23 protein-coding genes are annotated in these 24,238 nt (G+C 50.6%); 12 read left to right on the top strand and 11 right to left on the bottom strand.

The annotated features are described in order from the left end of the window. From gudP to syd, 5 genes are all read right to left on the bottom strand, one after another. Nucleotides 1-1,353, bottom strand: a complete 1,353-nt coding sequence (gene gudP / locus ACJHXA_RS05545; protein WP_000097082.1) for a galactarate/glucarate/glycerate transporter GudP — start codon at nucleotides 1,351-1,353, stop codon at nucleotides 1-3. A 434-nt stretch (nucleotides 1,354-1,787) separates the two neighbouring features. Beyond that, entirely contained in the window at nucleotides 1,788-2,237 is a 450-nt protein-coding gene (locus ACJHXA_RS05540) for a flavodoxin (protein WP_000807753.1), read from the bottom strand. Between the two features lie 17 nt (nucleotides 2,238-2,254). After that, nucleotides 2,255-3,037 (bottom strand): tRNA pseudouridine(65) synthase TruC, encoded by a 783-nt coding sequence (gene truC, locus ACJHXA_RS05535; protein ID WP_000890008.1) that lies wholly within the window; start codon nucleotides 3,035-3,037, stop codon nucleotides 2,255-2,257. Continuing rightward, the gene (locus ACJHXA_RS05530; RefSeq protein ID WP_000206990.1) at nucleotides 3,037-3,366 is read right to left on the bottom strand and encodes a YqcC family protein; all 330 of its coding nucleotides are present in this window, start codon (nucleotides 3,364-3,366) and stop codon (nucleotides 3,037-3,039) included. Before ACJHXA_RS05530 ends, truC begins: the two co-directional genes overlap by 1 nt. Nucleotides 3,367-3,987: 621 nt before the next feature. Continuing rightward, complete coding sequence (syd, locus tag ACJHXA_RS05525) at nucleotides 3,988-4,533, bottom strand: SecY-interacting protein (RefSeq protein WP_000342431.1); 546 nt, start codon at nucleotides 4,531-4,533, stop codon at nucleotides 3,988-3,990. A 67-nt stretch (nucleotides 4,534-4,600) separates the two neighbouring features. Between syd and queF the strand changes: the two genes are divergently transcribed. From queF to xni, 5 genes are all read left to right on the top strand, one after another. Further along, complete coding sequence (gene queF, locus ACJHXA_RS05520; protein WP_000100394.1) at nucleotides 4,601-5,449, top strand: NADPH-dependent 7-cyano-7-deazaguanine reductase QueF; 849 nt, start codon at nucleotides 4,601-4,603, stop codon at nucleotides 5,447-5,449. Nucleotides 5,450-5,560: 111 nt separating this feature from the next. Beyond that, the gene (ppnN, locus tag ACJHXA_RS05515) at nucleotides 5,561-6,925 is read left to right on the top strand and encodes a nucleotide 5'-monophosphate nucleosidase PpnN (protein WP_000627995.1); all 1,365 of its coding nucleotides are present in this window, start codon (nucleotides 5,561-5,563) and stop codon (nucleotides 6,923-6,925) included. 556 nt (nucleotides 6,926-7,481) lie between these two features. Beyond that, nucleotides 7,482-8,771, top strand: coding sequence for an HAAAP family serine/threonine permease SdaC (sdaC, locus tag ACJHXA_RS05510; protein ID WP_000450476.1), 1,290 nt, complete (start codon nucleotides 7,482-7,484; stop codon nucleotides 8,769-8,771). 57 nt (nucleotides 8,772-8,828) lie between these two features. After that, nucleotides 8,829-10,196, top strand: a complete 1,368-nt coding sequence (gene sdaB / locus ACJHXA_RS05505; RefSeq protein ID WP_000626410.1) for an L-serine ammonia-lyase II — start codon at nucleotides 8,829-8,831, stop codon at nucleotides 10,194-10,196. A gap of 111 nt (nucleotides 10,197-10,307) precedes the next feature. Then, complete coding sequence (gene xni, locus ACJHXA_RS05500; RefSeq protein WP_000268232.1) at nucleotides 10,308-11,063, top strand: flap endonuclease Xni; 756 nt, start codon at nucleotides 10,308-10,310, stop codon at nucleotides 11,061-11,063. 54 nt (nucleotides 11,064-11,117) lie between these two features. Here the strand turns inward: xni and fucO are convergent, their stop codons facing one another. Together fucO and fucA are read right to left on the bottom strand one after the other, a co-directional pair. Beyond that, nucleotides 11,118-12,266 carry a lactaldehyde reductase gene (gene fucO, locus ACJHXA_RS05495; protein WP_000013588.1) on the bottom strand — a complete coding sequence of 383 codons (1,149 nt, stop codon included), beginning with the start codon at nucleotides 12,264-12,266 and terminating at the stop codon, nucleotides 11,118-11,120. Nucleotides 12,267-12,293: 27 nt separating this feature from the next. Beyond that, the gene (gene fucA, locus ACJHXA_RS05490; RefSeq protein ID WP_000440782.1) at nucleotides 12,294-12,941 is read right to left on the bottom strand and encodes an L-fuculose-phosphate aldolase; all 648 of its coding nucleotides are present in this window, start codon (nucleotides 12,939-12,941) and stop codon (nucleotides 12,294-12,296) included. A 546-nt stretch (nucleotides 12,942-13,487) separates the two neighbouring features. Between fucA and fucP the strand changes: the two genes are divergently transcribed. From fucP to fucR, 5 genes are all read left to right on the top strand, one after another. After that, nucleotides 13,488-14,804, top strand: coding sequence for an L-fucose:H+ symporter permease (fucP, locus tag ACJHXA_RS05485; RefSeq protein ID WP_000528603.1), 1,317 nt, complete (start codon nucleotides 13,488-13,490; stop codon nucleotides 14,802-14,804). 32 nt (nucleotides 14,805-14,836) lie between these two features. Further along, on the top strand, nucleotides 14,837-16,612 hold the full coding sequence (gene fucI, locus ACJHXA_RS05480) for an L-fucose isomerase (protein ID WP_000724173.1): 1,776 nt from the start codon (nucleotides 14,837-14,839) through the stop codon (nucleotides 16,610-16,612). Between the two features lie 108 nt (nucleotides 16,613-16,720). Further along, nucleotides 16,721-18,139, top strand: a complete 1,419-nt coding sequence (fucK, locus tag ACJHXA_RS05475; RefSeq protein ID WP_000808376.1) for an L-fuculokinase — start codon at nucleotides 16,721-16,723, stop codon at nucleotides 18,137-18,139. A 1-nt stretch (nucleotide 18,140) separates the two neighbouring features. Beyond that, nucleotides 18,141-18,563 carry an L-fucose mutarotase gene (gene fucU / locus ACJHXA_RS05470; RefSeq protein WP_000920840.1) on the top strand — a complete coding sequence of 141 codons (423 nt, stop codon included), beginning with the start codon at nucleotides 18,141-18,143 and terminating at the stop codon, nucleotides 18,561-18,563. A gap of 57 nt (nucleotides 18,564-18,620) precedes the next feature. Beyond that, nucleotides 18,621-19,352 (top strand): L-fucose operon activator, encoded by a 732-nt coding sequence (gene fucR / locus ACJHXA_RS05465; protein ID WP_000642344.1) that lies wholly within the window; start codon nucleotides 18,621-18,623, stop codon nucleotides 19,350-19,352. Nucleotides 19,353-19,395: 43 nt separating this feature from the next. Here the strand turns inward: fucR and rlmM are convergent, their stop codons facing one another. The 4 genes from rlmM to ACJHXA_RS05445 form a co-directional block, all read right to left on the bottom strand. After that, nucleotides 19,396-20,496 carry a 23S rRNA (cytidine(2498)-2'-O)-methyltransferase RlmM gene (gene rlmM / locus ACJHXA_RS05460; protein WP_001045520.1) on the bottom strand — a complete coding sequence of 367 codons (1,101 nt, stop codon included), beginning with the start codon at nucleotides 20,494-20,496 and terminating at the stop codon, nucleotides 19,396-19,398. After that, nucleotides 20,489-20,884: a DUF423 domain-containing protein gene (locus ACJHXA_RS05455; protein ID WP_000203905.1), complete on the bottom strand. Its 396-nt coding sequence runs from the start codon at nucleotides 20,882-20,884 to the stop codon at nucleotides 20,489-20,491. Before ACJHXA_RS05455 ends, rlmM begins: the two co-directional genes overlap by 8 nt. Before the next feature lie 18 nt (nucleotides 20,885-20,902). Then, entirely contained in the window at nucleotides 20,903-21,820 is a 918-nt protein-coding gene (gcvA, locus tag ACJHXA_RS05450) for a glycine cleavage system transcriptional regulator GcvA (protein ID WP_000044401.1), read from the bottom strand. 350 nt (nucleotides 21,821-22,170) lie between these two features. After that, complete coding sequence (locus tag ACJHXA_RS05445) at nucleotides 22,171-22,398, bottom strand: YgdI/YgdR family lipoprotein (protein WP_000750398.1); 228 nt, start codon at nucleotides 22,396-22,398, stop codon at nucleotides 22,171-22,173. A gap of 191 nt (nucleotides 22,399-22,589) precedes the next feature. On the opposite strand from ACJHXA_RS05445, the gene csdA reads away from it, so the two are divergent. Together csdA and csdE are read left to right on the top strand one after the other, a co-directional pair. Beyond that, nucleotides 22,590-23,795, top strand: a complete 1,206-nt coding sequence (csdA, locus tag ACJHXA_RS05440) for a cysteine desulfurase CsdA (protein ID WP_001300698.1) — start codon at nucleotides 22,590-22,592, stop codon at nucleotides 23,793-23,795. Then, nucleotides 23,795-24,238, top strand: coding sequence for a cysteine desulfurase sulfur acceptor subunit CsdE (gene csdE / locus ACJHXA_RS05435; RefSeq protein WP_000184253.1), 444 nt, complete (start codon nucleotides 23,795-23,797; stop codon nucleotides 24,236-24,238). Before csdA ends, csdE begins: the two co-directional genes overlap by 1 nt.

Below are 24,238 nucleotides of genomic sequence, written 5' to 3'. Positions count from 1 at the left end.
TTATTGCCCCGCGACAGGTTTCAGCTCGATACGCTTGATATCGCCCACCAGCACCAGGTAGCTCAGTACCGCGATTAAGGCATGAACACCAACATAAATCAGCGCCCCATTAAAGGAGCCAGTCGTGCCAACGATATAACCAATTGCGATTGGCGTGACGATGCCAGAAATGTTACCGAACATGTTGAACAGGCCACCGGAAAGACCGCTGATCTCTTTTGGCGCGGTATCTGCCATTACTGCCCAACCCAGCGCCCCGATGCCCTTACCGAAGAAGGCCAGCGCCATAAAGCCGATGATCATCCACTCAACGTTGACGTAGTTGCAGAACACCATCACCATCGACAGCAACATGCCCATTACGATCGGTGTTTTACGCGCAATGTTCAGCGATCCCGTGCGGCGCATCAGCCAGTCGGAAATAATCCCACCCAGCACACCGCCGATAAAACCGCAAACCGCCGGAACGGAAGCCACAAAGCCCGCTTTCAGAATCGACATCCCACGCGCCTGCACCAGATAAACCGGGAACCAGGTAATAAAGAAGTAAGTCAGGGCGTTGATACAGTACTGACCGATATAAACGCCGATCATCATCCGTGACCCGAGCAGCTGTTTGATCTGCCCCCACTTCACGCTGAACGGCACTTTAACTTTGGTGTTTTGCTGATCCATATTGATCAGCGCGCCACCCGCGGCGATGTACTCCAGCTCTTTCTGATTTACCCCCGGATGTTGATTTGGCTCGTGGATGACTTTCAACCAGATAAAGCTGATGACAATCCCCAGACCGCCCATAAAGAAGAAGACGTGTGACCAGCCCACTTCATGCGTCAGCCAGCCCATAATCGGCGCGAAGATCACCGTTGCGAAGTATTGAGCGGAGTTAAAAATCGACACCGCCGTTCCCCTTTCCTGCGCCGGAAACCAGGCCGCAACAATGCGACTGTTGCCGGGGAAAGATGGCGCTTCAGCAAGCCCGACCAGGAAGCGCAGAGTAAACAGGGCAACGATAATGCCGAATCCACTAAAGATATCGACGAAGCCTTGCAGCAAGGTAAACATCGACCAGATAAAGATCGACCAGAAGTAGACGCGTTTTGAACCAAAACGATCCAGCAACCAACCACCAGGGATCTGCCCGATAACATAAGCCCATGAGAAGGCAGAGAACACATAGCCCATTCCCACGGGATCAAGGCCGATATCTTTGGCCATTTCCGAACCGGCAATAGAAAGCGTAGCGCGGTCGCCGTAGTTGAAGGATGTGACGATAAACAACATCACCACTATCCAGTAACGAGCATTCGTGCGTTTTTCCACACTGCTCGCAGCCTGACTTAAAGAACTCATTGTTGCACTCCTGAAAATTCGCGTTAGCCACGCTCACTCTGGACTGCGACATAGCCAGGAAATCAGAGGTGACGTAGGGTGTTTTTTGCCGTTTTTATAGGTCGTTCGCCGAATACGGCGCGTGTTTATATCTGGCAATAGCAGTATAAAAAGCGCGCCATAGCGGCTCACCGTGCAACAACACAACATTAATGCGTTCAATGAGGCCCGATTTTGGCATTAGCCCTGGACGGTGGAATCCACTTCACGGAAATGAAAACAAGAACAAGAAAGGAAGGGTTAAAACGAAGAAATAAAGAAGAGTATGAAATGGATCGCTTGACTCCAGGCAAACGCCAGTAAAAATCCGCGCTATGAAGCAGTTTTTACTGGCATTTGCCTGAAAATATTCGATTCAGCACCGCTAAAACGACATTTACCGCTCGCTGAACATATCAGGACAACAGCGTGCCCCACTGTTCGACCCACGGATTTGATTCCGTTTCCGGTTCCGGGTTCTCACTGGCGTCAATCAACAGCATTTCGCCAACCCGCTGAGCGCTCTGTTCCTGCAACAAGGCATCGAACTGTTTGCCGCCATTGCAGAAATTTACATAACTGCTGTCGCCGAGCGCAATCACGCCATAACGCAGATTCGGCTGGAAGCCCAGACTATCTTTGATTCCCTGAAAGAGCGGCACAATGCTATCAGGAAGGTCGCCCTGCCCGGTCGTGGACGTAACCACCAGAACATACTTATCCTGATAGGGCAGCCAGTCGCTTAATTCAGGATCTTCAAATACCGTTGCTTTGTGGCCCTGTGCGGTCAGAATTGCTTCTGCTTCTTCCGCCACTAACAGCGAATTTCCGTACATGGTGCCGACAAAAATACCAATTTCCGCCATACCGTTTTCTCCCTGGATTAGGAACTTATCTCTCCATCCTGACCCGATGGCGCACTGAACTCAACCCTTTCATTTTCAGGAAGCAGACCGCGCCAGCCAAATTGTGATAACGCCTGCATCCAGGTGTCGTCCAGGCCCGCGTGAATAGTCAGCGGCTCGCCAGTAAAAGGATGCGTCAATGACAACTGACTGGCATGTAGCATTAACCGCTGGAGGCCAAAATGCTCAGCACCGCTGCGATTCTGGCGTAAATCGCCATGTTTGCTATCGCCAATAATCGGATGACGCAAATGGGCAAGATGTCGGCGAAGCTGATGTTTGCGTCCGGTTTTCGGCTCCAGTTCCACCAGGCCGTAGCGCGTGGTCGGGTAACGTCCGGTCGCTACCGGCATTTCTACGGTCGCCAGACCGCGATAATGCGTCACTGCTGGCTGCGAGCCTTTATCTTCGCGGGCAAATTTATCAGCGATTTTGTCCAGTTCTTCCACCAGTGGATAATCCAGAACTGCTTCTTCCATCAACCAGCCGCGCACAATCGCATGGTAACGTTTCTGGATTTGGTGCTGTTCAAACTGTTGTGCCAGCAGCCGTCCGGCCTCGCTGGATAATCCCATCAACAACACACCAGAAGTGGGTCGGTCCAGACGATGAGCGGTAAAAACGTGCTGGCCAATCTGATCACGCACGGTTTGCATGACCACTACTTTCTCGTCGCGATCCAGCCAGCTGCGGTGAACCAGCCAGCCGGAGGGTTTATTTACCGCAACCAGCCATTCATCCTGATAGAGTATTTCCAGCATTAGCTCGCATCATCCGCAAAAAGAGCATCCAGTTTTTCCAGCTCAGCCAGAATAAGCGCGCGTTGCGGATGGTCCGTCGCCAGCGCCATTTCATAATAGGGTGCAACGGCAAAAGCGCCCGGTAACGGCTGTTTGTTATCTAACAAATCGTGCATTCGCGGGATCAGCACCCACTGCAACCACTCCAGTGGTTCCATGGTGTCCATAAAGAACGGTTGGGTACTATTAAATTGATGCGGCTGGGGTTCATCGTTTCGCCAGTGCTGATGTTCACGCAGTAACGCTTCAAGCGCCTGCAACTGGAGACGAACGCGGTCATGAGTGGTCATAAAGCAACCTCAATAAGAAAAACTGCCGCGAAGGATAGCAGGAATAAAAAAAGGGAGCACTGTATTCACAGCGCTCCCGGTTCGTTTCGCAGCATTCCAGCTACTTTTGTTGCTCCCTGCTCATCCTTGACAACTTTTCCTCTGGCCTTGCGGCCAATCGTTCATCCTGAACTATTGCTTCCTGCTCACACCACCCCGATGTGATACTTCATCCTGAAGTGTCCCTGGCCTTCCTGACCCACCGAATCATCCTGACCGGTTCTCATTCTCCATCCTGGAGGTGTCCTTTAACGCGTCCTGCGTCATCCTCTTCGCTTCATCCAGAAGCCTTTCCCTGAAACACCATCCTGGTGTGTCCTGCAGAAGTGTCATCATCCTGATGTTCACTTCGTTGTCTGACTCCCTGTCGACGAAGATAGAATCGTCTTTTTCGCGAAGTCTTACAAGGCGCTTACAGACAATGCCTTAAGGAAAATTTCATATGAAAGTTAAGAATTAACAATCAACATTTTGATTTTAAATGAAAATAACGATTCTTATCTTTTTAAGTATTCGCTTATTTCCTGGCGATCTCCTACAGAGTCTGTAAGAGATCTCTCACAACCAGATGGGGTATTTGGATTACAGAAGAGGCTTAAGTTGATTAAGGAATTCCGCAAGATTTGAGGCTAAATGCGTCCGTTTACGTGTTCCCAGCGTCTCTTTGCACACTTCACCGGAGAGATTACACACCGAGATGACCTCTAACTCTTCTTCCAGCGTCGCGATAAATAGCGTGGGCGGCAGTTTTAGCCTTTTCTGAGTCACCAGATGACCAATCAGATTTTCCTGCACCCGACGGAAGTCGTCTTCACTCCAGGTTTGCAGCAATGTCAGTTTGATATCGCCAAACTGCGCGTGCATATCCCCGGCAAACTGAGTCGTATAAAAGGTATGAATTGTGGGTTGTATCACAATATCAAAAGCGCGTTCAACCGCGTTTACATTTTGTTCCCCGGTAAACGGCTGGGGTTGCCAGTATACGGCATCTTCGGTAGTTGAAATAATGCACGGTGAAGGAACACCGTACAGTTCCTCACTTAACGGCCAGCTTTTATGCTCTTCATGCCACGCATCGCAGTAGCGTGCAGTAAAATCTTTCAGGGCTTGTGCGGTCAAATCGTCCACTAATTTCTCTCTTCACTTAAACCAGATACACTTGTCGTTTAGTTTATCTGGTTTATGACGGTGAAACATGTCTTCTTATGCAAACCATCAGGCACTTGCGGGCCTGACTCTTGGAAAATCAACCGATTACCGGGATACCTATGACGCCAACCTACTGCAAGGCGTTCCACGCAGCCTGAATCGCGACCCGCTGGGTCTGAAAGCGGATAACCTGCCTTTTCACGGTACGGATATCTGGACGCTGTATGAACTTTCCTGGCTGAATGCGAAAGGTTTGCCGCAGGTCGCTGTCGGTCATGTTGAACTTGATTACACCAGCGTAAATCTGATTGAGTCGAAGAGTTTTAAGCTCTATCTCAACAGTTTTAACCAGACGCGTTTTAATAACTGGGATGAGGTGCGCCAGACGCTGGAGCGCGACTTAAGCACTTGCGCCCAGGGTAAGGTTAGCGTGGCGTTATATCGTCTTGATGAACTGGAAGGCCAGCCGATAGGTCATTTCAATGGCACCTGCATTGATGACCAGGATATCACTATCGATAACTATGAATTCACTACTGACTATCTGGAGAATGCCACCAGCGGTGAAAAAGTAGTGGAAGAGACGCTTGTCAGCCACCTGCTGAAATCAAACTGCCTGATCACCCATCAACCAGATTGGGGTTCGATCCAAATTCAGTATCGTGGACGCCAAATTGACAGAGAAAAACTGCTGCGTTACCTGGTCTCATTCCGTCATCACAACGAGTTCCACGAACAGTGCGTGGAACGCATCTTTAATGACCTGTTACGCTTCTGCCAGCCAGAGAAATTAAGCGTTTACGCACGTTATACCCGTCGTGGCGGTCTGGACATTAACCCGTGGCGCAGTAATAGCGATTTTGTCCCATCGACCACAAGACTGGTTCGGCAATAAATTTTTTCTCAATTTTGCGTGCTGGATTCACGCAGAAGGTTGTGAAAGGTCATCAGGCAGGGCTATTGTAATCAAAGGGAATGACGATATTCGTCCCATAAGGAGTTTTTCTTGATTACACATATTAGCCCGCTTGGCTCCATGGATATGTTGTCGCAGCTGGAAGTGGATATGCTTAAACGCACCGCCAGCAGCGACCTCTATCAACTGTTTCGCAACTGTTCACTTGCCGTACTGAACTCCGGTAGTTTGACCGATAACAGCAAAGAATTGCTGTCTCGTTTTGAAAATTTCGATATTAACGTCCTGCGCCGTGAACGCGGCGTAAAGCTGGAACTGATTAATCCCCCGGAAGAGGCTTTTGTCGATGGGCGAATTATTCGCGCTTTGCAGGCCAACTTGTTCGCGGTTCTGCGAGACATTCTCTTCGTTTACGGGCAAATCCATAATACCGTTCGTTTTCCCAACCTGAATCTCGACAACTCCGTCCACATCACTAACCTGGTCTTTTCCATCTTGCGTAACGCTCGCGCGCTGCATGTGGGTGAAGCGCCAAATATGGTGGTCTGCTGGGGCGGTCACTCAATTAACGAAAATGAGTATTTGTATGCCCGTCGCGTCGGAAACCAGCTGGGCCTGCGTGAGCTGAATATCTGCACCGGCTGTGGTCCGGGAGCGATGGAAGCGCCGATGAAAGGTGCTGCGGTCGGACACGCGCAGCAGCGTTACAAAGACAGTCGTTTTATTGGTATGACAGAGCCGTCGATTATCGCCGCTGAACCGCCTAACCCGCTGGTCAACGAATTGATCATCATGCCGGATATCGAAAAACGTCTGGAAGCGTTTGTCCGTATCGCTCACGGCATCATTATCTTCCCTGGCGGTGTGGGTACGGCAGAAGAGTTGCTGTATTTGCTGGGAATTTTAATGAACCCGGCCAACAAAGATCAGGTTTTACCATTGATCCTCACCGGCCCGAAAGAGAGCGCCGACTACTTCCGCGTACTGGACGAGTTTGTCGTACATACGCTGGGCGAAAACGCGCGCCGCCATTACCGCATCATCATTGATGACGCCGCTGAAGTCGCTCGTCAGATGAAAAAATCGATGCCGCTGGTGAAAGAAAATCGCCGCGACACTGGTGACGCTTACAGCTTTAACTGGTCAATGCGCATTGCACCAGATTTGCAAATGCCGTTTGAGCCGTCTCACGAGAATATGGCTAATCTGAAGCTTTACCCGGATCAACCTGTTGAAGTGCTGGCTGCCGACCTGCGCCGTGCGTTCTCCGGTATTGTGGCGGGTAACGTAAAAGAAGTCGGTATTCGCGCCATTGAAGAGTTTGGTCCTTACAAAATCAACGGCGATAAAGAGATTATGCGTCGTATGGACGACCTGCTACAGGGTTTTGTTGCCCAGCATCGTATGAAGTTGCCAGGCTCAGCCTACATCCCTTGCTACGAAATCTGCACGTAATCTCCCCTCCCCCGGTGACGTTTGTTGCCGGGTTTTCTCGTTTTTGGTCACTTACTCATCAACTCATTTCATTTGTTATATGAATGTTTCTTACCACCCTCACGCGACAAATATCATCACAGTTAATATGTCATACAATTTATATTGCAACGCAAACGTTTCCCTATTTTCATAAACCGTATTTTATCGCTATGAAAAAGAAATTATCGCCATGATTAACTAAAAGTATTGATTTTTTCAGTTCAACCTACATATATTGCGCGCCCCGGAAGAAGTCAGATGTCGTTTAATGGGCAAATATTGCCCTTAAATTCTCTTTTACTTTTGATTTACAGAGTAAAGCGTTGGGATAATCTATCTTCCAAGTAGATTATTGTATTTGAGATCAAGATCACTGATAGATACATAACTTGTGTGTATCTTTCCGCCCTCAAATTATTACGGCGGTAAATGATTAAGCCATCGCCGATAGACAGATTTCATTTTTACGGTCAGGCACCTTCCCGGGCTGAACTGGCTAAAAGCTGAATTATTTGCATTCCTCCAGGAGAAATAGATGGAAACGACTCAAACCAGCACGATTGCGTCGAAAGACTCTCGTAGTGCCTGGCGCAAGACAGACACCATGTGGATGCTGGGCCTTTACGGCACGGCAATCGGCGCGGGCGTGCTGTTCCTGCCAATCAACGCCGGTGTTGGCGGTATGATCCCGCTGATCATCATGGCTATCCTTGCGTTCCCGATGACGTTTTTTGCTCACCGCGGCCTGACTCGCTTCGTACTGTCTGGTAAAAACCCGGGCGAAGACATCACCGAGGTTGTAGAAGAACACTTTGGTATTGGCGCAGGTAAACTGATTACCCTGCTCTATTTCTTCGCTATCTACCCGATCCTGCTGGTTTATAGCGTAGCAATCACCAATACAGTTGAAAGCTTCATGTCTCACCAGCTGGGTATGACACCACCGCCGCGTGCGATTCTGTCGCTGATCCTGATCGTGGGTATGATGACCATCGTTCGCTTCGGTGAGCAGATGATCGTTAAAGCGATGAGTATTCTGGTATTCCCGTTTGTTGGCGTACTGATGCTGCTGGCTCTGTACCTGATCCCGCAGTGGAACGGCGCAGCACTGGAAACGCTGTCTCTGGACACTGCATCTGCAACCGGGAACGGTCTGTGGATGACCCTGTGGCTGGCAATTCCGGTAATGGTGTTCTCGTTCAACCACTCTCCGATCATCTCTTCTTTCGCCGTTGCGAAGCGTGAAGAGTACGGCGATATGGCAGAACAGAAATGCTCGAAGATCCTTGCATTCGCACACATCATGATGGTGCTGACCGTAATGTTCTTCGTCTTCAGCTGCGTACTGAGCCTGACTCCGGCAGACCTGGCTGCGGCTAAAGAGCAGAACATCTCGATTCTGTCTTACCTGGCTAACCACTTTAACGCACCGGTTATCGCGTGGATGGCTCCGATTATCGCGATTATCGCTATCACCAAATCCTTCCTCGGCCACTACCTGGGCGCACGTGAAGGCTTCAACGGTATGGTGATTAAATCTCTGCGTGGTAAAGGTAAGTCTATCGAAATCAACAAGCTGAACCGTATCACTGCGCTGTTCATGCTGGTAACGACCTGGATTGTTGCCACCCTGAACCCGAGCATCCTGGGTATGATTGAAACCCTGGGCGGCCCAATCATCGCGATGATCCTGTTCCTGATGCCGATGTACGCAATTCAGAAAGTACCGGCAATGCGTAAGTACAGCGGTCACATCAGCAACGTATTCGTTGTCGTGATGGGTCTGATTGCAATCTCCGCAATCTTCTACTCTCTGTTCAGCTAAGTCCTTTCGCGCCGCTTTCGGGCGGCGCTTCCTCCGTTTTAACGCGATGTATTTCCTATGATTAGCGTATTCGATATTTTCAAAATCGGCATTGGCCCTTCCAGTTCTCATACCGTTGGACCAATGAAAGCGGGTAAACAATTTACCGACGATCTGATTGCCCGTAATCTGCTTAAAGACGTGACCCGCGTGGTGGTTGACGTGTACGGCTCGCTCTCTCTGACCGGTAAAGGCCACCACACTGATATCGCCATTATTATGGGCCTGGCGGGTAACCTGCCGGATACCGTGGATATCGATTCCATCCCTGGTTTTATTCAGGATGTGAATACTCATGGTCGCCTGATGCTGGCAAACGGTCAGCATGAAGTGGAGTTCCCGGTTGATCAGTGCATGAACTTCCATGCAGACAACCTTTCTCTGCATGAAAACGGTATGCGCATTACCGCGCTGGCGGGCGATAAAGTCGTTTACAGCCAGACTTACTACTCTATTGGCGGTGGCTTTATCGTTGATGAAGAGCATTTTGGCCAGCAGAATAGCGCACCGGTTGAAGTTCCTTATCCGTACAGTTCAGCAGCCGATCTGCAAAAACATTGTCAGGAAACCGGGCTGTCACTCTCTGGCCTGATGATGAAAAATGAGCTGGCGCTGCACAGCAAAGAAGAGCTGGAACAGCACCTGGCGAACGTATGGGAAGTCATGCGTGGCGGTATTGAGCGCGGTATTTCCACCGAAGGCGTGTTGCCTGGCAAACTGCGCGTTCCACGCCGTGCTGCGGCACTACGCCGGATGCTGGTCAGCCAGGATAAAACCACCACTGACCCGATGGCGGTTGTTGACTGGATCAACATGTTTGCACTGGCAGTGAACGAAGAGAACGCTGCTGGCGGACGCGTGGTGACTGCGCCGACTAACGGTGCGTGCGGGATTATCCCGGCAGTGCTGGCGTACTACGACAAGTTTATCCGCGAAGTGAACGCTAACTCACTGGCTCGTTACCTGCTGGTAGCCAGTGCCATTGGTTCTCTTTATAAGATGAACGCGTCAATTTCTGGTGCTGAAGTCGGCTGCCAGGGTGAAGTTGGTGTGGCGTGCTCAATGGCGGCGGCTGGTCTGGCAGAACTGTTAGGTGCAAGCCCGGCGCAGGTGTGCATCGCGGCGGAAATCGCCATGGAGCACAACCTCGGTCTGACGTGTGACCCGGTCGCCGGACAGGTCCAGGTGCCATGCATCGAGCGTAACGCCATTGCGGCAGTAAAAGCGGTGAACGCCGCACGTATGGCGCTACGCCGTACCAGCGAGCCGCGCGTCTGCCTCGATAAAGTTATCGAAACCATGTACGAAACAGGTAAAGATATGAACGCCAAGTACCGCGAAACCTCTCGCGGCGGCCTGGCAATGAAGATCGTTGCCTGCGATTAATCGCTCTCCAGAGGCCTCGTTTTGCGAGGCCTCTTCCCGATTTCTCATCCAGCCGTAGCCTGTTCCGGCATCGAATGTTACCCTTATCGCCTGATCTTTAAGGGGGTTATCGTGGCTGTTCATTTGCTTATTGTCGATGCACTGAATCTTATTCGTCGCATTCATGCCGTTCAGGGATCGCCCTGTGTCGAAACCTGCCAGCATGCGCTCGATCAGCTCATTATGCACAGCCAGCCAACCCACGCGGTCGCCGTTTTTGATGATGAAAACCGCAGTAGCGGCTGGCGTCATCAGCGTTTACCAGATTACAAAGCGGGTCGACCGCCAATGCCGGAAGAGTTGCACGACGAGATGCCTGCATTACGCGCCGCCTTTGAGCAACGCGGCGTCCCGTGCTGGTCAACCAGCGGCAACGAAGCCGATGACTTAGCCGCCACGCTGGCGGTCAAAGTGACACAGGCCGGGCATCAGGCAACGATTGTTTCGACAGATAAAGGCTACTGTCAGTTACTTTCACCGACATTACGTATTCGTGATTACTTCCAGAAACGTTGGCTGGATGCGCCATTTATCGATAAAGAATTTGGCGTTCAACCGCAGCAGTTGCCCGATTACTGGGGACTTGCGGGGATCAGCAGTTCAAAGGTACCGGGTGTTGCGGGAATCGGACCAAAAAGCGCCACGCAGCTGCTGGTCGAGTTTCAGAGTCTGGAAGGGATATATGAGAATCTGGATGCGGTTGCCGAAAAGTGGCGCAAAAAATTAGAAACCCATAAAGAGATGGCGTTTCTGTGCCGCGATATTGCCCGCTTACAAACCGATTTGCATATCGACGGCAATTTACAGCAATTGCGGTTGGTACGGTAACGGCGAGCCGGATACGCCGCAAACGTCGTATCCGGCATTATCACATCAGCGCATTTACCAGGCGGTATGGTAAAGCTCTACAATATCCTCAAGCGTTGCTTCACGCGGGTTGCCACCGGTACAAACATCATCCAGTGCCGCCTGCGCCAGTGCCGGAATGTCTTCCTTGCGTACCCCAACATCACGCAAATGTGGCGGAATACCGACATCACGGTTGAGAGCAAACACCGCTTCAACAGCGGCATTACGCGCCTCTTCCAGGCTCATACCTTCCACTTTCACGCCCATAACGCGCGCGATATCGCGGTACTTCTCACCGGTAAAGTCAGCGTTATAGCGCATGACATGCGGTAGCAGGATGGCGTTTGCAACACCGTGTGGAGTGTTATAAAACGCGCCCAGTGGATGCGCCATACCATGCACCAACCCTAACCCAACATTCGAGAAGCCCATACCCGCAACATACTGCCCGAGCGCCATTTCTTCTCCGGCATCCTTATCACCAGCAACCGATCCTCGCAGCGCCCCAGCAATGATTTCAATCGCTTTAATGTGCAGTGCATCGGTTAGCGCCCACGCGCCACGGGTAATATACCCCTCAATAGCATGAGTGAGCGCATCGACACCCGTCGCAGCTTTCAGCGCTGGAGGCATACCATCCATCATGTCAGCGTCAATAAACGCCACCTGCGGGATATCATGCGGATCAACGCAAACAAACTTGCGCCGTTTTTCTTCGTCAGTGATCACGTAGTTAATGGTCACTTCTGCCGCAGTGCCTGCTGTGGTGGGGATTGCCAGAATCGGTACACTGGGTTTATTGGTCGGGGAAAGTCCTTCCAGGCTACGCACATCGGCAAACTCCGGGTTGTTGCTGATAATGCCAATCGCTTTACAAGTATCCTGTGGAGAACCACCACCAATAGCGATCAGGTAATCCGCGCCGCTATTCTGGAATACACCGAGCCCTTCTTTGACGACAGTAATTGTTGGGTTGGGCACTACGCCGTCGTAAATCGCCCATGCCAGCCCTGCAGCATCCATCTTATCGGTCACTTTCGCCACCACGCCGCATTGCACCAGCGTTTTATCGGTGACGATCAGCGCCTTCTGATAACCACGGCGTTTCACCTCATCGGTTAAAGCCCCAACAGCACCCCGACCAAACCATGCCGTTTCGTTCAGAATCATTCTGTTAGCCATCATCCTTCTCCTTGTTGCTTTACGAAATTACTCTTCAATTCGTAACCCATAGGTTTTGAATTTCTCCAGCACTACGGCAATCTCTTCATCGCTCAGCACTGGCACCGGGTCCGTAATCGCCAGGGTCGTCAGGTAAAGTTGCGCCAGCACTTCAACTTCATGCGCCAGCCATAACGCTTTTTCCAGATTCACCTCACAAGCGATAAGCCCATGATGTTGTAACAAAGTTGCCTTACGATTTTTGAGAGCCTGCGCAACATGTTCAGAAAGTTCACGTGTTCCAAAGGTCGCATAAGGCGCGCAAGGAATAGAATTACCGCCAGCCGCCGCAATCATGTAGTGAATAGCGGGGATCGATCGGTTAAGAATGGAAACTGCCGTGCAATGAACGGCATGATTGTGAACAACCGCGTTGGCATCCGGTCTGCTTTGATAGGCCGCCATATGGAAACGCCATTCGCTTGAGGGGAGCTTTCCTTCCTCATGTTTACCGTTGCCATCAATAAAGACAATATGCGACTCCGTCAGTTTTTCATATGGAATGCCTGTAGGCGTAATCAGCATCCCATCCTGATAACGTACACTGACGTTCCCCGCTGTCCCCTGGTTCAGTCCCAGGCGGGTCATTTCCAGGCAAGTGTCAATAATCTGACGAGCAAGTTTATTTCGTTCCATTAGCTACCTCTCTCTGATTCAAAACAGGGCAATAATGTTGTTCCTTTCACACTATTGAATTAGCCGTTTAATTACCCACCATCTTCTTCCTGATTAACCAGAAAGAAATTCACAAGCTTATATTTTGTGACCTGGTTCAACTAATCACAGTAAATAACTGCAAGTTCTCTTTTTATAACCCCATTAAAAATGACCGCTCTTAAAAATATTTATCAAAACGGTCATTTTTCTATTCACTCAAGCCAGGAATGCCCGTTTTCGGCATAAACAATTAATACGGTCATCTGGTTTGTGTTTTTTATGATTTATTTTCTGAAACGGGCATGAAATTTCGATTATTAAAGTGATGGTAGTCACATAAAGTCACCTTCCAGCTAATAAGTGTGACCGCCGTCATATTACAGAGCGTTTTTTATTTGAAAATGAATCCATGAGTTCATTTCAGACAGGCAAATATTCACTGATATGAAGCCCGAACTCGCTGGTTTTGCACTTTTGAAAACATAACCGATTACGTGCTTAAGCTTCTGAACCTAAGAGGATGCTATGGGAAACACATCAATACAAACGCAGAGTTACCGTGCGGTAGATAAAGATGCAGGGCAAAGCAGAAGTTACATTATTCCATTCGCGCTGCTGTGCTCACTGTTTTTTCTTTGGGCGGTAGCCAATAACCTTAACGACATTTTATTACCTCAATTCCAGCAGGCTTTTACGCTGACAAATTTCCAGGCTGGCCTGATCCAATCGGCCTTTTACTTTGGTTATTTCATTATCCCAATCCCTGCTGGGATATTGATGAAAAAACTCAGTTATAAAGCAGGGATTATTACCGGATTATTTTTATATGCCTTGGGCGCTGCATTATTCTGGCCCGCTGCAGAAATAATGAACTACACCTTATTTTTAGTTGGCCTATTTATTATTGCAGCCGGATTAGGTTGTCTGGAAACTGCCGCAAACCCTTTTGTTACGGTATTAGGGCCGGAAAGCAGTGGTCACTTCCGCTTAAATCTTGCGCAAACATTTAACTCGTTTGGCGCAATTATCGCGGTTGTCTTTGGGCAAAGTCTTATTTTGTCTAACGTGCCACATCAATCGCAAGACGTTCTCGATAAAATGTCTCCAGAGCAATTGAGTGCGTATAAACACAGCCTGGTATTATCGGTACAGACACCTTATATGATCATCGTGGCTATCGTGTTACTGGTCGCCCTGCTGATCATGCTGACGAAATTCCCGGCATTGCAGAGTGATAATCACAGTGACGCCAAACAAGGATCGTTCTCCGCATCGCTTTCTCGTCTGGCGCGTATTCGTCACTGGCGCTGGGCGGTATTAGCGCAATTCTGCTACGTTGGCGCACAAACGGCCTGCTGGAGCTATTTGATTCGCTACGCTGTAGAAGAAATTCCAGGTATGACTGCAGGCTTTGCCGCTAACTATTTAACCGGAACCATGGTGTGCTTCTTTATTGGTCGTTTCACCGGTACCTGGCTCATCAGTCGCTTCGCACCACACAAAGTCCTGGCCGCCTACGCATTAATCGCTATGGCACTGTGCCTGATCTCAGCCTTCGCTGGCGGTCATGTGGGCTTAATAGCCCTGACTTTATGCAGCGCCTTTATGTCGATTCAGTACCCAACAATCTTCTCGCTGGGCATTAAGAATCTCGGCCAGGACACCAAATACGGTTCGTCCTTCATCGTTATGACCATCATTGGCGGCGGTATTGTCACTCCGGTCATGGGTTTTGTCAGTGACGCGGCGGGCAACATCCCCACTGCTGAACTGATCCCCGCACTCTGCTTCGCGGTCATCTTTATCTTTGCCCGTTTCCGCTCTCAAACGGCAACTAACTGAACATATTTTCCGAATAAAGTGAGGAATCTGTAATGAAAAAAATCAGCTTACCGAAAATTGGTATCCGCCCGGTTATTGACGGTCGTCGCATGGGTGTTCGTGAGTCGCTTGAAGAACAAACAATGAATATGGCGAAAGCTACGGCCGCACTGCTGACCGAGAAACTGCGCCATGCCTGCGGAGCTGCCGTCGAGTGTGTCATTTCCGATACCTGTATCGCGGGTATGGCTGAAGCCGCTGCTTGCGAAGAAAAATTCAGCAGTCAGAATGTAGGCCTCACCATTACGGTAACGCCTTGCTGGTGCTATGGCAGTGAAACCATCGACATGGATCCAACCCGCCCGAAAGCCATTTGGGGCTTTAACGGCACTGAACGTCCCGGCGCTGTTTACCTGGCAGCGGCTCTGGCAGCTCACAGCCAGAAAGGCATCCCGGCATTCTCCATTTACGGTCATGACGTTCAGGATGCCGATGACACATCGATTCCTGCCGATGTTGAAGAAAAACTGCTGCGCTTTGCCCGCGCCGGTTTGGCCGTCGCCAGCATGAAAGGTAAAAGCTATCTGTCGCTGGGCGGCGTTTCGATGGGTATCGCCGGTTCTATTGTTGATCACAACTTCTTTGAATCCTGGCTGGGAATGAAAGTCCAGGCGGTGGATATGACCGAACTGCGTCGCCGTATCGATCAGAAGATTTACGACGAAGCCGAACTGGAAATGGCACTGACCTGGGCTGATAAAAACTTCCGCTATGGCGAAGATGAAAATAACAAACAGTATCAACGCAATGCCGAGCAAAGCCGCGCAGTTCTGCGCGAAAGTTTACTGATGGCGATGTGTATCCGCGACATGATGCAAGGCAACAGCAAACTGGCCGATATTGGTCGCGTGGAAGAATCACTTGGCTACAACGCCATCGCTGCGGGCTTCCAGGGGCAACGTCACTGGACCGATCAATATCCCAATGGTGACACCGCCGAAGCGATCCTTAACAGTTCATTTGACTGGAATGGCGTGCGCGAACCCTTTGTCGTGGCGACCGAAAACGACAGTCTTAACGGCGTGGCAATGCTAATGGGTCACCAGCTCACCGGCACCGCTCAGGTATTTGCCGATGTGCGTACCTACTGGTCACCAGAAGCAATTGAGCGTGTAACGGGGCATAAACTCGATGGACTGGCAGAACACGGCATCATCCATTTGATCAACTCCGGTTCTGCTGCGCTGGACGGTTCCTGTAAACAACGCGACAGCGAAGGTAACCCGACGATGAAGCCGCACTGGGAAATCTCTCAGCAAGAGGCTGACGCTTGCCTCGCCGCTACCGAATGGTGCCCGGCGATCCACGAATACTTCCGTGGCGGCGGTTACTCTTCCCGCTTCCTTACCGAAGGCGGCGTCCCGTTCACCATGACCCGTGTCAACATCATCAAAGGCCTGGGACCGGTACTGCAAATCGCGGAAGGCTGGAGCGTGGAATTGCCGAAGGATGTGCATGACATCCTCAACAAACGCACCAACTCAACCTGGCCAACCACCTGGTTTGCACCGCGCCTCACCGGTAAAGGGCCGTTTACGGATGTGTACTCGGTAATGGCGAACTGGGGCGCTAACCATGGGGTTCTGACCATCGGCCACGTTGGCGCAGACTTTATCACTCTCGCCTCCATGCTGCGTATCCCGGTATGTATGCACAACGTTGAAGAGACCAAAGTGTATCGTCCTTCTGCCTGGGCTGCGCACGGCATGGATATTGAAGGCCAGGATTACCGCGCTTGCCAGAACTACGGCCCGTTGTACAAGCGTTAATACATTACTCCCTGATGTGATGCCCGGTCGCTCCGGCTACCGGGCCTGAACAAGCAAGAGTGGTTAGCCGGATAAGCAATGTTATCCGGCTATATTGCAGGAGCGATTATGAAACAAGAAGTTATCCTGGTACTCGACTGTGGCGCGACCAATGTCAGGGCCATCGCGGTTAATCGGCAGGGAAAAATTGTTGCCCGCGCCTCAACGCCTAATGCCAGCGATATCGCGATGGAAAACAACACCTGGCACCAGTGGTCTTTAGACGCCATTTTGCAACGCTTTGCTGATTGCTGTCGGCAAATCAATAGTGAACTGACTGAATGCCACATCCGCGGTATCGCCGTCACCACCTTTGGTGTGGATGGCGCTCTGGTAGATAAGCAAGGCAATCTGCTCTATCCGATCATTAGCTGGAAATGTCCGCGAACAGCAGCGGTTATGGACAATATTGAACAGTTGATCTCCGCACAGCGGTTGCAGGCTATTTCTGGCGTCGGAGCCTTTAGTTTCAATACGTTATATAAGTTGGTGTGGTTGAAAGAAAATCATCCACAACTGCTGGAACGCGCGCACGCCTGGCTCTTTATTTCGTCGCTGATTAACCACCGTTTAACCGGCGAATTCACTACTGATATCACGATGGCCGGAACCAGCCAGATGCTGGATATCCAGCAACGCGATTTCAGTCCGCAAATTTTACAAGCCACCGGTATTCCACGCCGACTCTTCCCTCGTCTGGTGGAAGCGGGTGAACAGATTGGTACGCTACAGAACAGCGCCGCAGCAATGCTCGGCTTACCCGTTGGCATACCGGTGATTTCCGCAGGTCACGATACCCAGTTCGCCCTTTTTGGCGCTGGTGCCGACCAAAATGAACCCGTGCTCTCTTCCGGTACATGGGAAATTTTAATGGTCCGTAGCGCCCAGGTTGATACTTCGCTGTTAAGTCAGTACGCCGGTTCCACCTGCGAACTGGATAGCCAGGCAGGGTTGTATAACCCAGGTATGCAATGGCTGGCATCCGGCGTGCTGGAATGGGTGAGAAAACTGTTCTGGACGGCTGAAACACCCTGGCAAATGTTGATTGAAGAAGCTCGTCTGATCGCGCCTGGCGCGGATGGCGTAAAAATGCAGTGTGATTTATTGTCGTGTCAGAACGCTGGCTGGCAAGGAGTGACGCTTAATACCACGCGGGGGCATTTCTATCGCGCGGCGCTGGAAGGGTTAACTGCGCAATTACAGCGCAATCTACAGATGCTGGAAAAAATCGGGCACTTTAAGGCCTCTGAATTATTGTTAGTCGGTGGAGGAAGTCGCAACACATTGTGGAATCAGATTAAAGCCAATATGCTTGATATTCCGGTAAAAGTTCTCGACGATGCCGAAACGACCGTCGCAGGAGCTGCGCTGTTCGGTTGGTATGGCGTAGGGGAATTCAACAGCCCGGAAGAAGCCCGTGCACAGATTCATTATCAGTACCGTTATTTCTACCCGCAAACTGAACCTGAATTTATAGAGGAAGTGTGAAATGCTGAAAACAATTTCGCCGTTAATTTCTCCCGAACTATTGAAAGTGCTGGCAGAGATGGGACATGGAGATGAAATTATTTTTTCCGATGCTCACTTTCCCGCCCATTCGATGGGACCGCAGGTGATCCGCGCTGATGGCCTGTTGGTGAGCGACTTGCTCCAGGCGATTATCCCGTTATTTGAGCTGGACAGTTATGCACCGCCGCTGGTGATGATGGCAGCGGTAGAAGGTGACACTCTCGATCCTGAAGTAGAACGACGTTACCGTAATGCGCTTTCACTACAAGCCCCGTGTCCTGACATCATCCGCATCAATCGTTTTGCGTTTTATGAACGGGCGCAAAAAGCCTTTGCGATCGTTATCACAGGCGAACGAGCGAAGTACGGGAATATTCTTTTAAAAAAAGGGGTAACACCGTAATCTCATACCGGTACGCCCGCATGACGCGGGCGGTTATCGAATGATGGGGTGAAAAATATGAAAGCGGCACGCCAGCAAGCGATAGTCGACCTGCTGCTGAACCATACCAGCCTGACCACGGAAGCTCTCTCTGAACAGCTAAAGGTCAGTAAAGAAACCATTCGTCGCGATCTCAATGAATTACAGACGCAGGGTAAAATTCTGCGCAATCATGGACGCGCTAAATATATCCACCGTCAAAATCAAGACAGTGGCGATCCCTTTCACATCCGGCTGAAAAGCCATTATGCGCATAAAGCAGATATCGCGCGCGAGGCGCTCGCGTGGATTGAAGAAGGGATGGTGATAGCCTTAGACGCCAGTTCAACTTGCTGGTATCTGGCACGCCAGTTGCCTGACATCAACATTCAGGTCTTCACCAATAGCCATCCGATTTGCCATGAACTCGGTAAACGCGAACGCATTCAACTGATCAGTTCCGGCGGCACACTTGAGCGCAAATATGGCTGTTACGTCAATCCCTCGCTGATTTCCCAACTTAAATCGCTGGAAATCGATCTGTTTATTTTTTCTTGTGAAGGGATCGATAGCAGCGGCGCATTGTGGGACTCCAATGCCATCAACGCTGATTACAAATCGATGCTATTAAAACGTGCCGCGCAATCGTTGTTATTGATTGATAAAAGTAAATTTAATCGTTCAGGGGAAGCCCGCATCGGGCATCTGGATGAGGTAACGCACATTATTTCTGATGAGCGCCAGGTTGCAACTTCTTTGGTAACAGCCTGACGGAAAGGGTAGCAGGCCGGAGACGACGCCCCGGCCTTGCCTGTTATCGCTCGTCGCGACGACCACCCACCGCAGCCCAGATGCGGCGGACGTGCACCGTCACTTCTTCGCGATCGTGATACAACTGCCGCGCCTGAATCTGAGCATTTATGCCATGTTCATCAAGCTGTGCCTGAATATACGCCAGATTGTGTGACACTTCTTCGTAGCGTTTTTTCATCGGCAGTTTGAGGTTGAAAATGGTTTCACGGCACCAGCCATTAACCAGCCACTGCGCCATCAATGCCGCAACTTTCGCCGGTTTTTCAACCATATCGCATACCATCCAGGAGATATTGCTGCGCGTCGGACGGAATTTGAAACCGTCTTCCCGCAGCCACGTCACCTGTCCGGTATCCATCAGACTTTGCGCCATCGGGCCGTTGTCGACGGAATAAACCCACATGTTGCGCTTCACCAGTTGGTAGGTCCAGCCGCCAGGGCAAGCGCCTAAATCCACCGCCCACATCCCGTTCGCCAGGCGTTCATCCCACTCATCCGCAGGAATAAACACATGAAATGCCTCTTCCAGTTTGAGCGTGGAACGACTCGGCGCATCTGCCGGAAATTTCAGGCGCGGAATGCCCATATAGAACGGCGAATTATTGTTGCTGTATGAGTAACCGGTATAGCAGCAGCCTGGTGCAATAAAGAATACATGCACAACCGGACGCTTCGGCGTTTCATAGTTCGCCAGCACCCCGGCATCGCGCAAGGCAGCGCGTAGCGGAACAGTAAATTTACGGCAGAATTTCAGTAACTCTTTGCTTTCGTTGGTATCGGCAACTTCAACACGCAGTTCACCGCCCTTCTCTACTACGCCCTGTAACATGCCGACAATGGGGGTAATACGATCTTCTGGCGGCAAATGCTGCAGGAGTTCCCCCACCACAAACCACTGGCGGGCAAAAATTAATGAACTGAACGGCAGCTCACGGATTAACTTATCGCCATCATCAGGTTGATAACATTCATAAATGACATAACCCGCATTCTCTTTCACGCGGGCAAAACCGAAAATTTCCCGCTGGCCGGCTTTATCGGTAATTTCTGCGGCGCACTCTTTTTCAAAGCCCGGACGGCACAGCAATACAACCTTATTCATGACTTACGCCCTTGCGCTTTAAACGGATAGCACCAACTAACATTAACGCCCAGCCCGCGAGGAAGCTCACGCCGCCAACCGGAGTGACAAACGCCCACAAACGCAGATGGGACAGCGCCAGGCAATAAAGGCTGCCGCTGAACAACACCGTGCCTAACGCGAGGAAAACGCTACTCCAGTAAAACCAGATACTGATGCGACGCTGCATTGCCACCGCCAGACCTAAGATCGCCAGCGTATGAAACGCCTGGTATTCGAGGCCGGTCTGGATCCAGCCCATCTCAACGGCCCCCATGGTTTTACTTAACACATGCGCGCCAAAAGCGCCCAGAGCCACAAAAATGAAGCCGCTAATGGCGGCGAAAATCAGCATGAAACGGCTGGTCATGGTCGTACCCTACGTAAATTATTGTTCATAACGAAAGCGGAATTTTTCTTGTTCAGCAGCGGCTTTCGCCAGGATCCATTGGCGAAAGGCGGCTATTTTACCCAGTTCTGCCTGGCTGTCATGACAAACCAGATAAAAAGCGTTTTTACTGACCAGAACATCATTAAACGGGCAAACAAGACGTCCGGCCTCGATTTCAGATTGCGCCATCACGTTATTTGCCAACGCCACTCCCTGCCCGTGAATAGCCGCTTGCAGCACCATGGCGCTATGACTAAAAATTGGCCCTTGCTGAACGTTGATATGATTTAACCCCAACTGTCGGGTATATGTCTGCCAGTCACGGCGTGACGCATCATGTAATAACGTATGTTTAGCCAGATCTTCCGGGGTCTTCAAGGGTTTTTCGCCTGTCAGCAGTAGCGGCGAACACACCGGCAATAAATATTCGGCGTACAGTTTTTCCACCCGTAGCCCCGGCCAGTTGCCCCGACCATAAAATATCGCCACATCAACATCATCCGCCAGCTTATCTTCCTGACGATCAACCGCCTGGATTCGAACGTCAATTCCCGGATAAGCTGAATTAAAGCTGGAAAGTCGCGGAACCAACCAATGAATGGCGAAACTGGGGAGTAAACTGACCGTCAACGCCCCCTTGGCGCTACGGGCCTGGAGTTTACGCGTCGCTTCGGTTAATTGCGAAAATATCTCTTTGATATCGAGGAAATAGCTTTGCCCTTCCTCGGTCAGCAGGAGTGAACGATTACGGCGGCGGAACAGTTTTAGCCCCAAAAAATCCTCAAGAGACTTGATTTGATGACTTACTGCGGCCTGGGTCACAAAAAGCTCTTCTGCTGCGCGAGTGAAACTTAAATGGCGTGCTGCGGCATCAAAAACTCGTAAGGCATTTAGCGGTGGTAATCGTTTAGACATGGCTTTTAAACTTTGATGTTAAATGAATTTAACAATTAGATCACACTGTGTAACCTATTAGTTTTTTTAATCTGAGCCATTATAAATTGTCCGTTGAGCTTCTACCAGCAAATACCTATAGTGGCGGCACTTCCTGAGCCGGAACGAAAAGTTTTATCGGAATGCGTGTTCTGGTGAACTTTTGGCTTACGGTTGTGATGTTGTGTTGTTGTGTTTGCAATTGGTCTGCGATTCAGACCATGGTAGCAAAGCTACCTTTTTTCACTTCCTGTACATTTACCCTGTCTGTCCATAGTGATTAATGTAGCACCGCCTAATTGCGGTGCTTTTTTTTACCTTGCGATCGCGAATTACTGATCCAGTTCGACCATCTCTTTCACGTCAGTACGGTTGATCTGCTGTTTGTTGCCATTAGCGTCTTTATACGAAATCATACCGGTATCGTTATCAGTCTGTGGTTTGCCGTCAGAGACGATGGTACGTCCGTCATTGGTGTGCATCACATAGTTCGAACCGGAACAGGCGCTCAGGGCAAAAGTCAGCATACAGGCAGAAATAATTGCGGCAGTCTTTTTCATCATCTTCTCCTTAAAGCGATTAATAAATCTTAATAGTATTGATTAACAGGCTAAAATTAACGCCTAACACTATTCAGCATATGTTACTTGCGCGGCTTCGCCAGGATATCCAGATAATTCTGATGGTTAGCACTCTCCTTGTATCAAAGTGAATTTTGCGTCACGATCGGTGCATCAAGCCGAGGAGTACCATGAACGTTTTTAATCCCGCGCAGTTTCGCGCCCAGTTTCCCGCACTACAGGATGCGGGCGTCTATCTCGACAGCGCCGCGACCGCGCTTAAACCTGAAGCCGTGGTTGAAGCCACCCAACAGTTTTACAGTCTGAGCGCCGGAAACGTCCATCGCAGCCAGTTTGCCGAAGCCCAACGCCTGACCGCGCGTTATGAAGCTGCACGAGAGAAAGTGGCGCAATTACTGAATGCACCGGATGATAAAACTATCGTCTGGACGCGCGGCACCACTGAATCCATCAACATGGTGGCACAATGCTATGCGCGTCCGCGTCTGCAACCGGGCGATGAGATTATTGTCAGCGTGGCAGAACACCACGCCAACCTCGTCCCCTGGCTGATGGTCGCCCAACAAACTGGAGCCAAAGTGGTGAAATTGCCGCTTAATGCGCAGCGACTGCCGGATGTCGATTTGTTGCCAGAACTGATTACTCCCCGTAGTCGGATTCTGGCGTTGGGTCAGATGTCGAACGTTACTGGCGGTTGCCCGGATCTGGCGCGAGCGATTACCTTTGCTCATTCAGCCGGGATGGTGGTGATGGTTGATGGTGCTCAGGGGGCAGTGCATTTCCCCGCGGATGTTCAGCAACTGGATATTGATTTCTATGCTTTTTCAGGTCACAAACTGTATGGCCCGACAGGTATCGGCGTGCTGTATGGTAAATCAGAACTGCTGGAGGCGATGTCGCCCTGGCTGGGCGGCGGCAAAATGGTTCACGAAGTGAGTTTTGACGGCTTCACGACTCAATCTGCGCCGTGGAAACTGGAAGCTGGAACGCCAAATGTCGCTGGTGTCATAGGGTTAAGCGCGGCGCTGGAATGGCTGGCAGATTACGATATCAACCAGGCCGAAAGCTGGAGCCGTAGCTTAGCAACGCTGGCGGAAGATGCGCTGGCGAAACGTCCCGGCTTTCGTTCATTCCGCTGCCAGGATTCCAGCCTGCTGGCCTTTGATTTTGCTGGCGTTCATCATAGCGATATGGTGACGCTGCTGGCGGAGTACGGTATTGCCCTGCGGGCCGGGCAGCATTGCGCTCAGCCGCTACTGGCAGAATTAGGCGTAACCGGCACACTGCGCGCCTCTTTTGCGCCATATAATACAAAGAGTGATGTGGATGCGCTGGTGAATGCCGTTGACCGCGCGCTGGAATTATTGGTGGATTAATGACAAACCCGCAATTCGCCGGACATCCGTTCGGCACAACCGTAACCGCAGAAACGTTACGCAATACCTTCGCACCGTTGTCGCAATGGGAAGATAAATATCGCCAGTTGATCATGCTGGGGAAACAGCTTCCGGCTTTGCCAGACGAGTTAAAAGCGCAGGCTAAAGAGATTGCCGGATGCGAAAACCGCGTCTGGCTGGGATATACCGTGACTGAAAACGGTAAAATGCACTTCTTTGGCGACAGCGAAGGGCGCATTGTGCGCGGCCTGTTGGCGGTGTTGTTGACTGCCGTTGAGGGGAAAACCGTCGCCGAATTGCAGGCACAGTCGCCGCTGGCATTGTTTGATGAGCTGGGATTGCGTGCACAGCTTAGCGCCTCACGCAGCCAGGGGTTGAATGCGTTAAGCGAGGCGATTATCGCTGCGGCGAAGCAGGTTTAA

The organism is Escherichia sp. WS33 (assembly GCF_046486385.1).
GTDB lineage: Bacteria > Pseudomonadota > Gammaproteobacteria > Enterobacterales > Enterobacteriaceae > ECMA0423.
The sequence above is the reverse complement of the archived record's forward strand: the minus strand, read 5'-3'. Positions and strand labels throughout refer to the sequence as shown.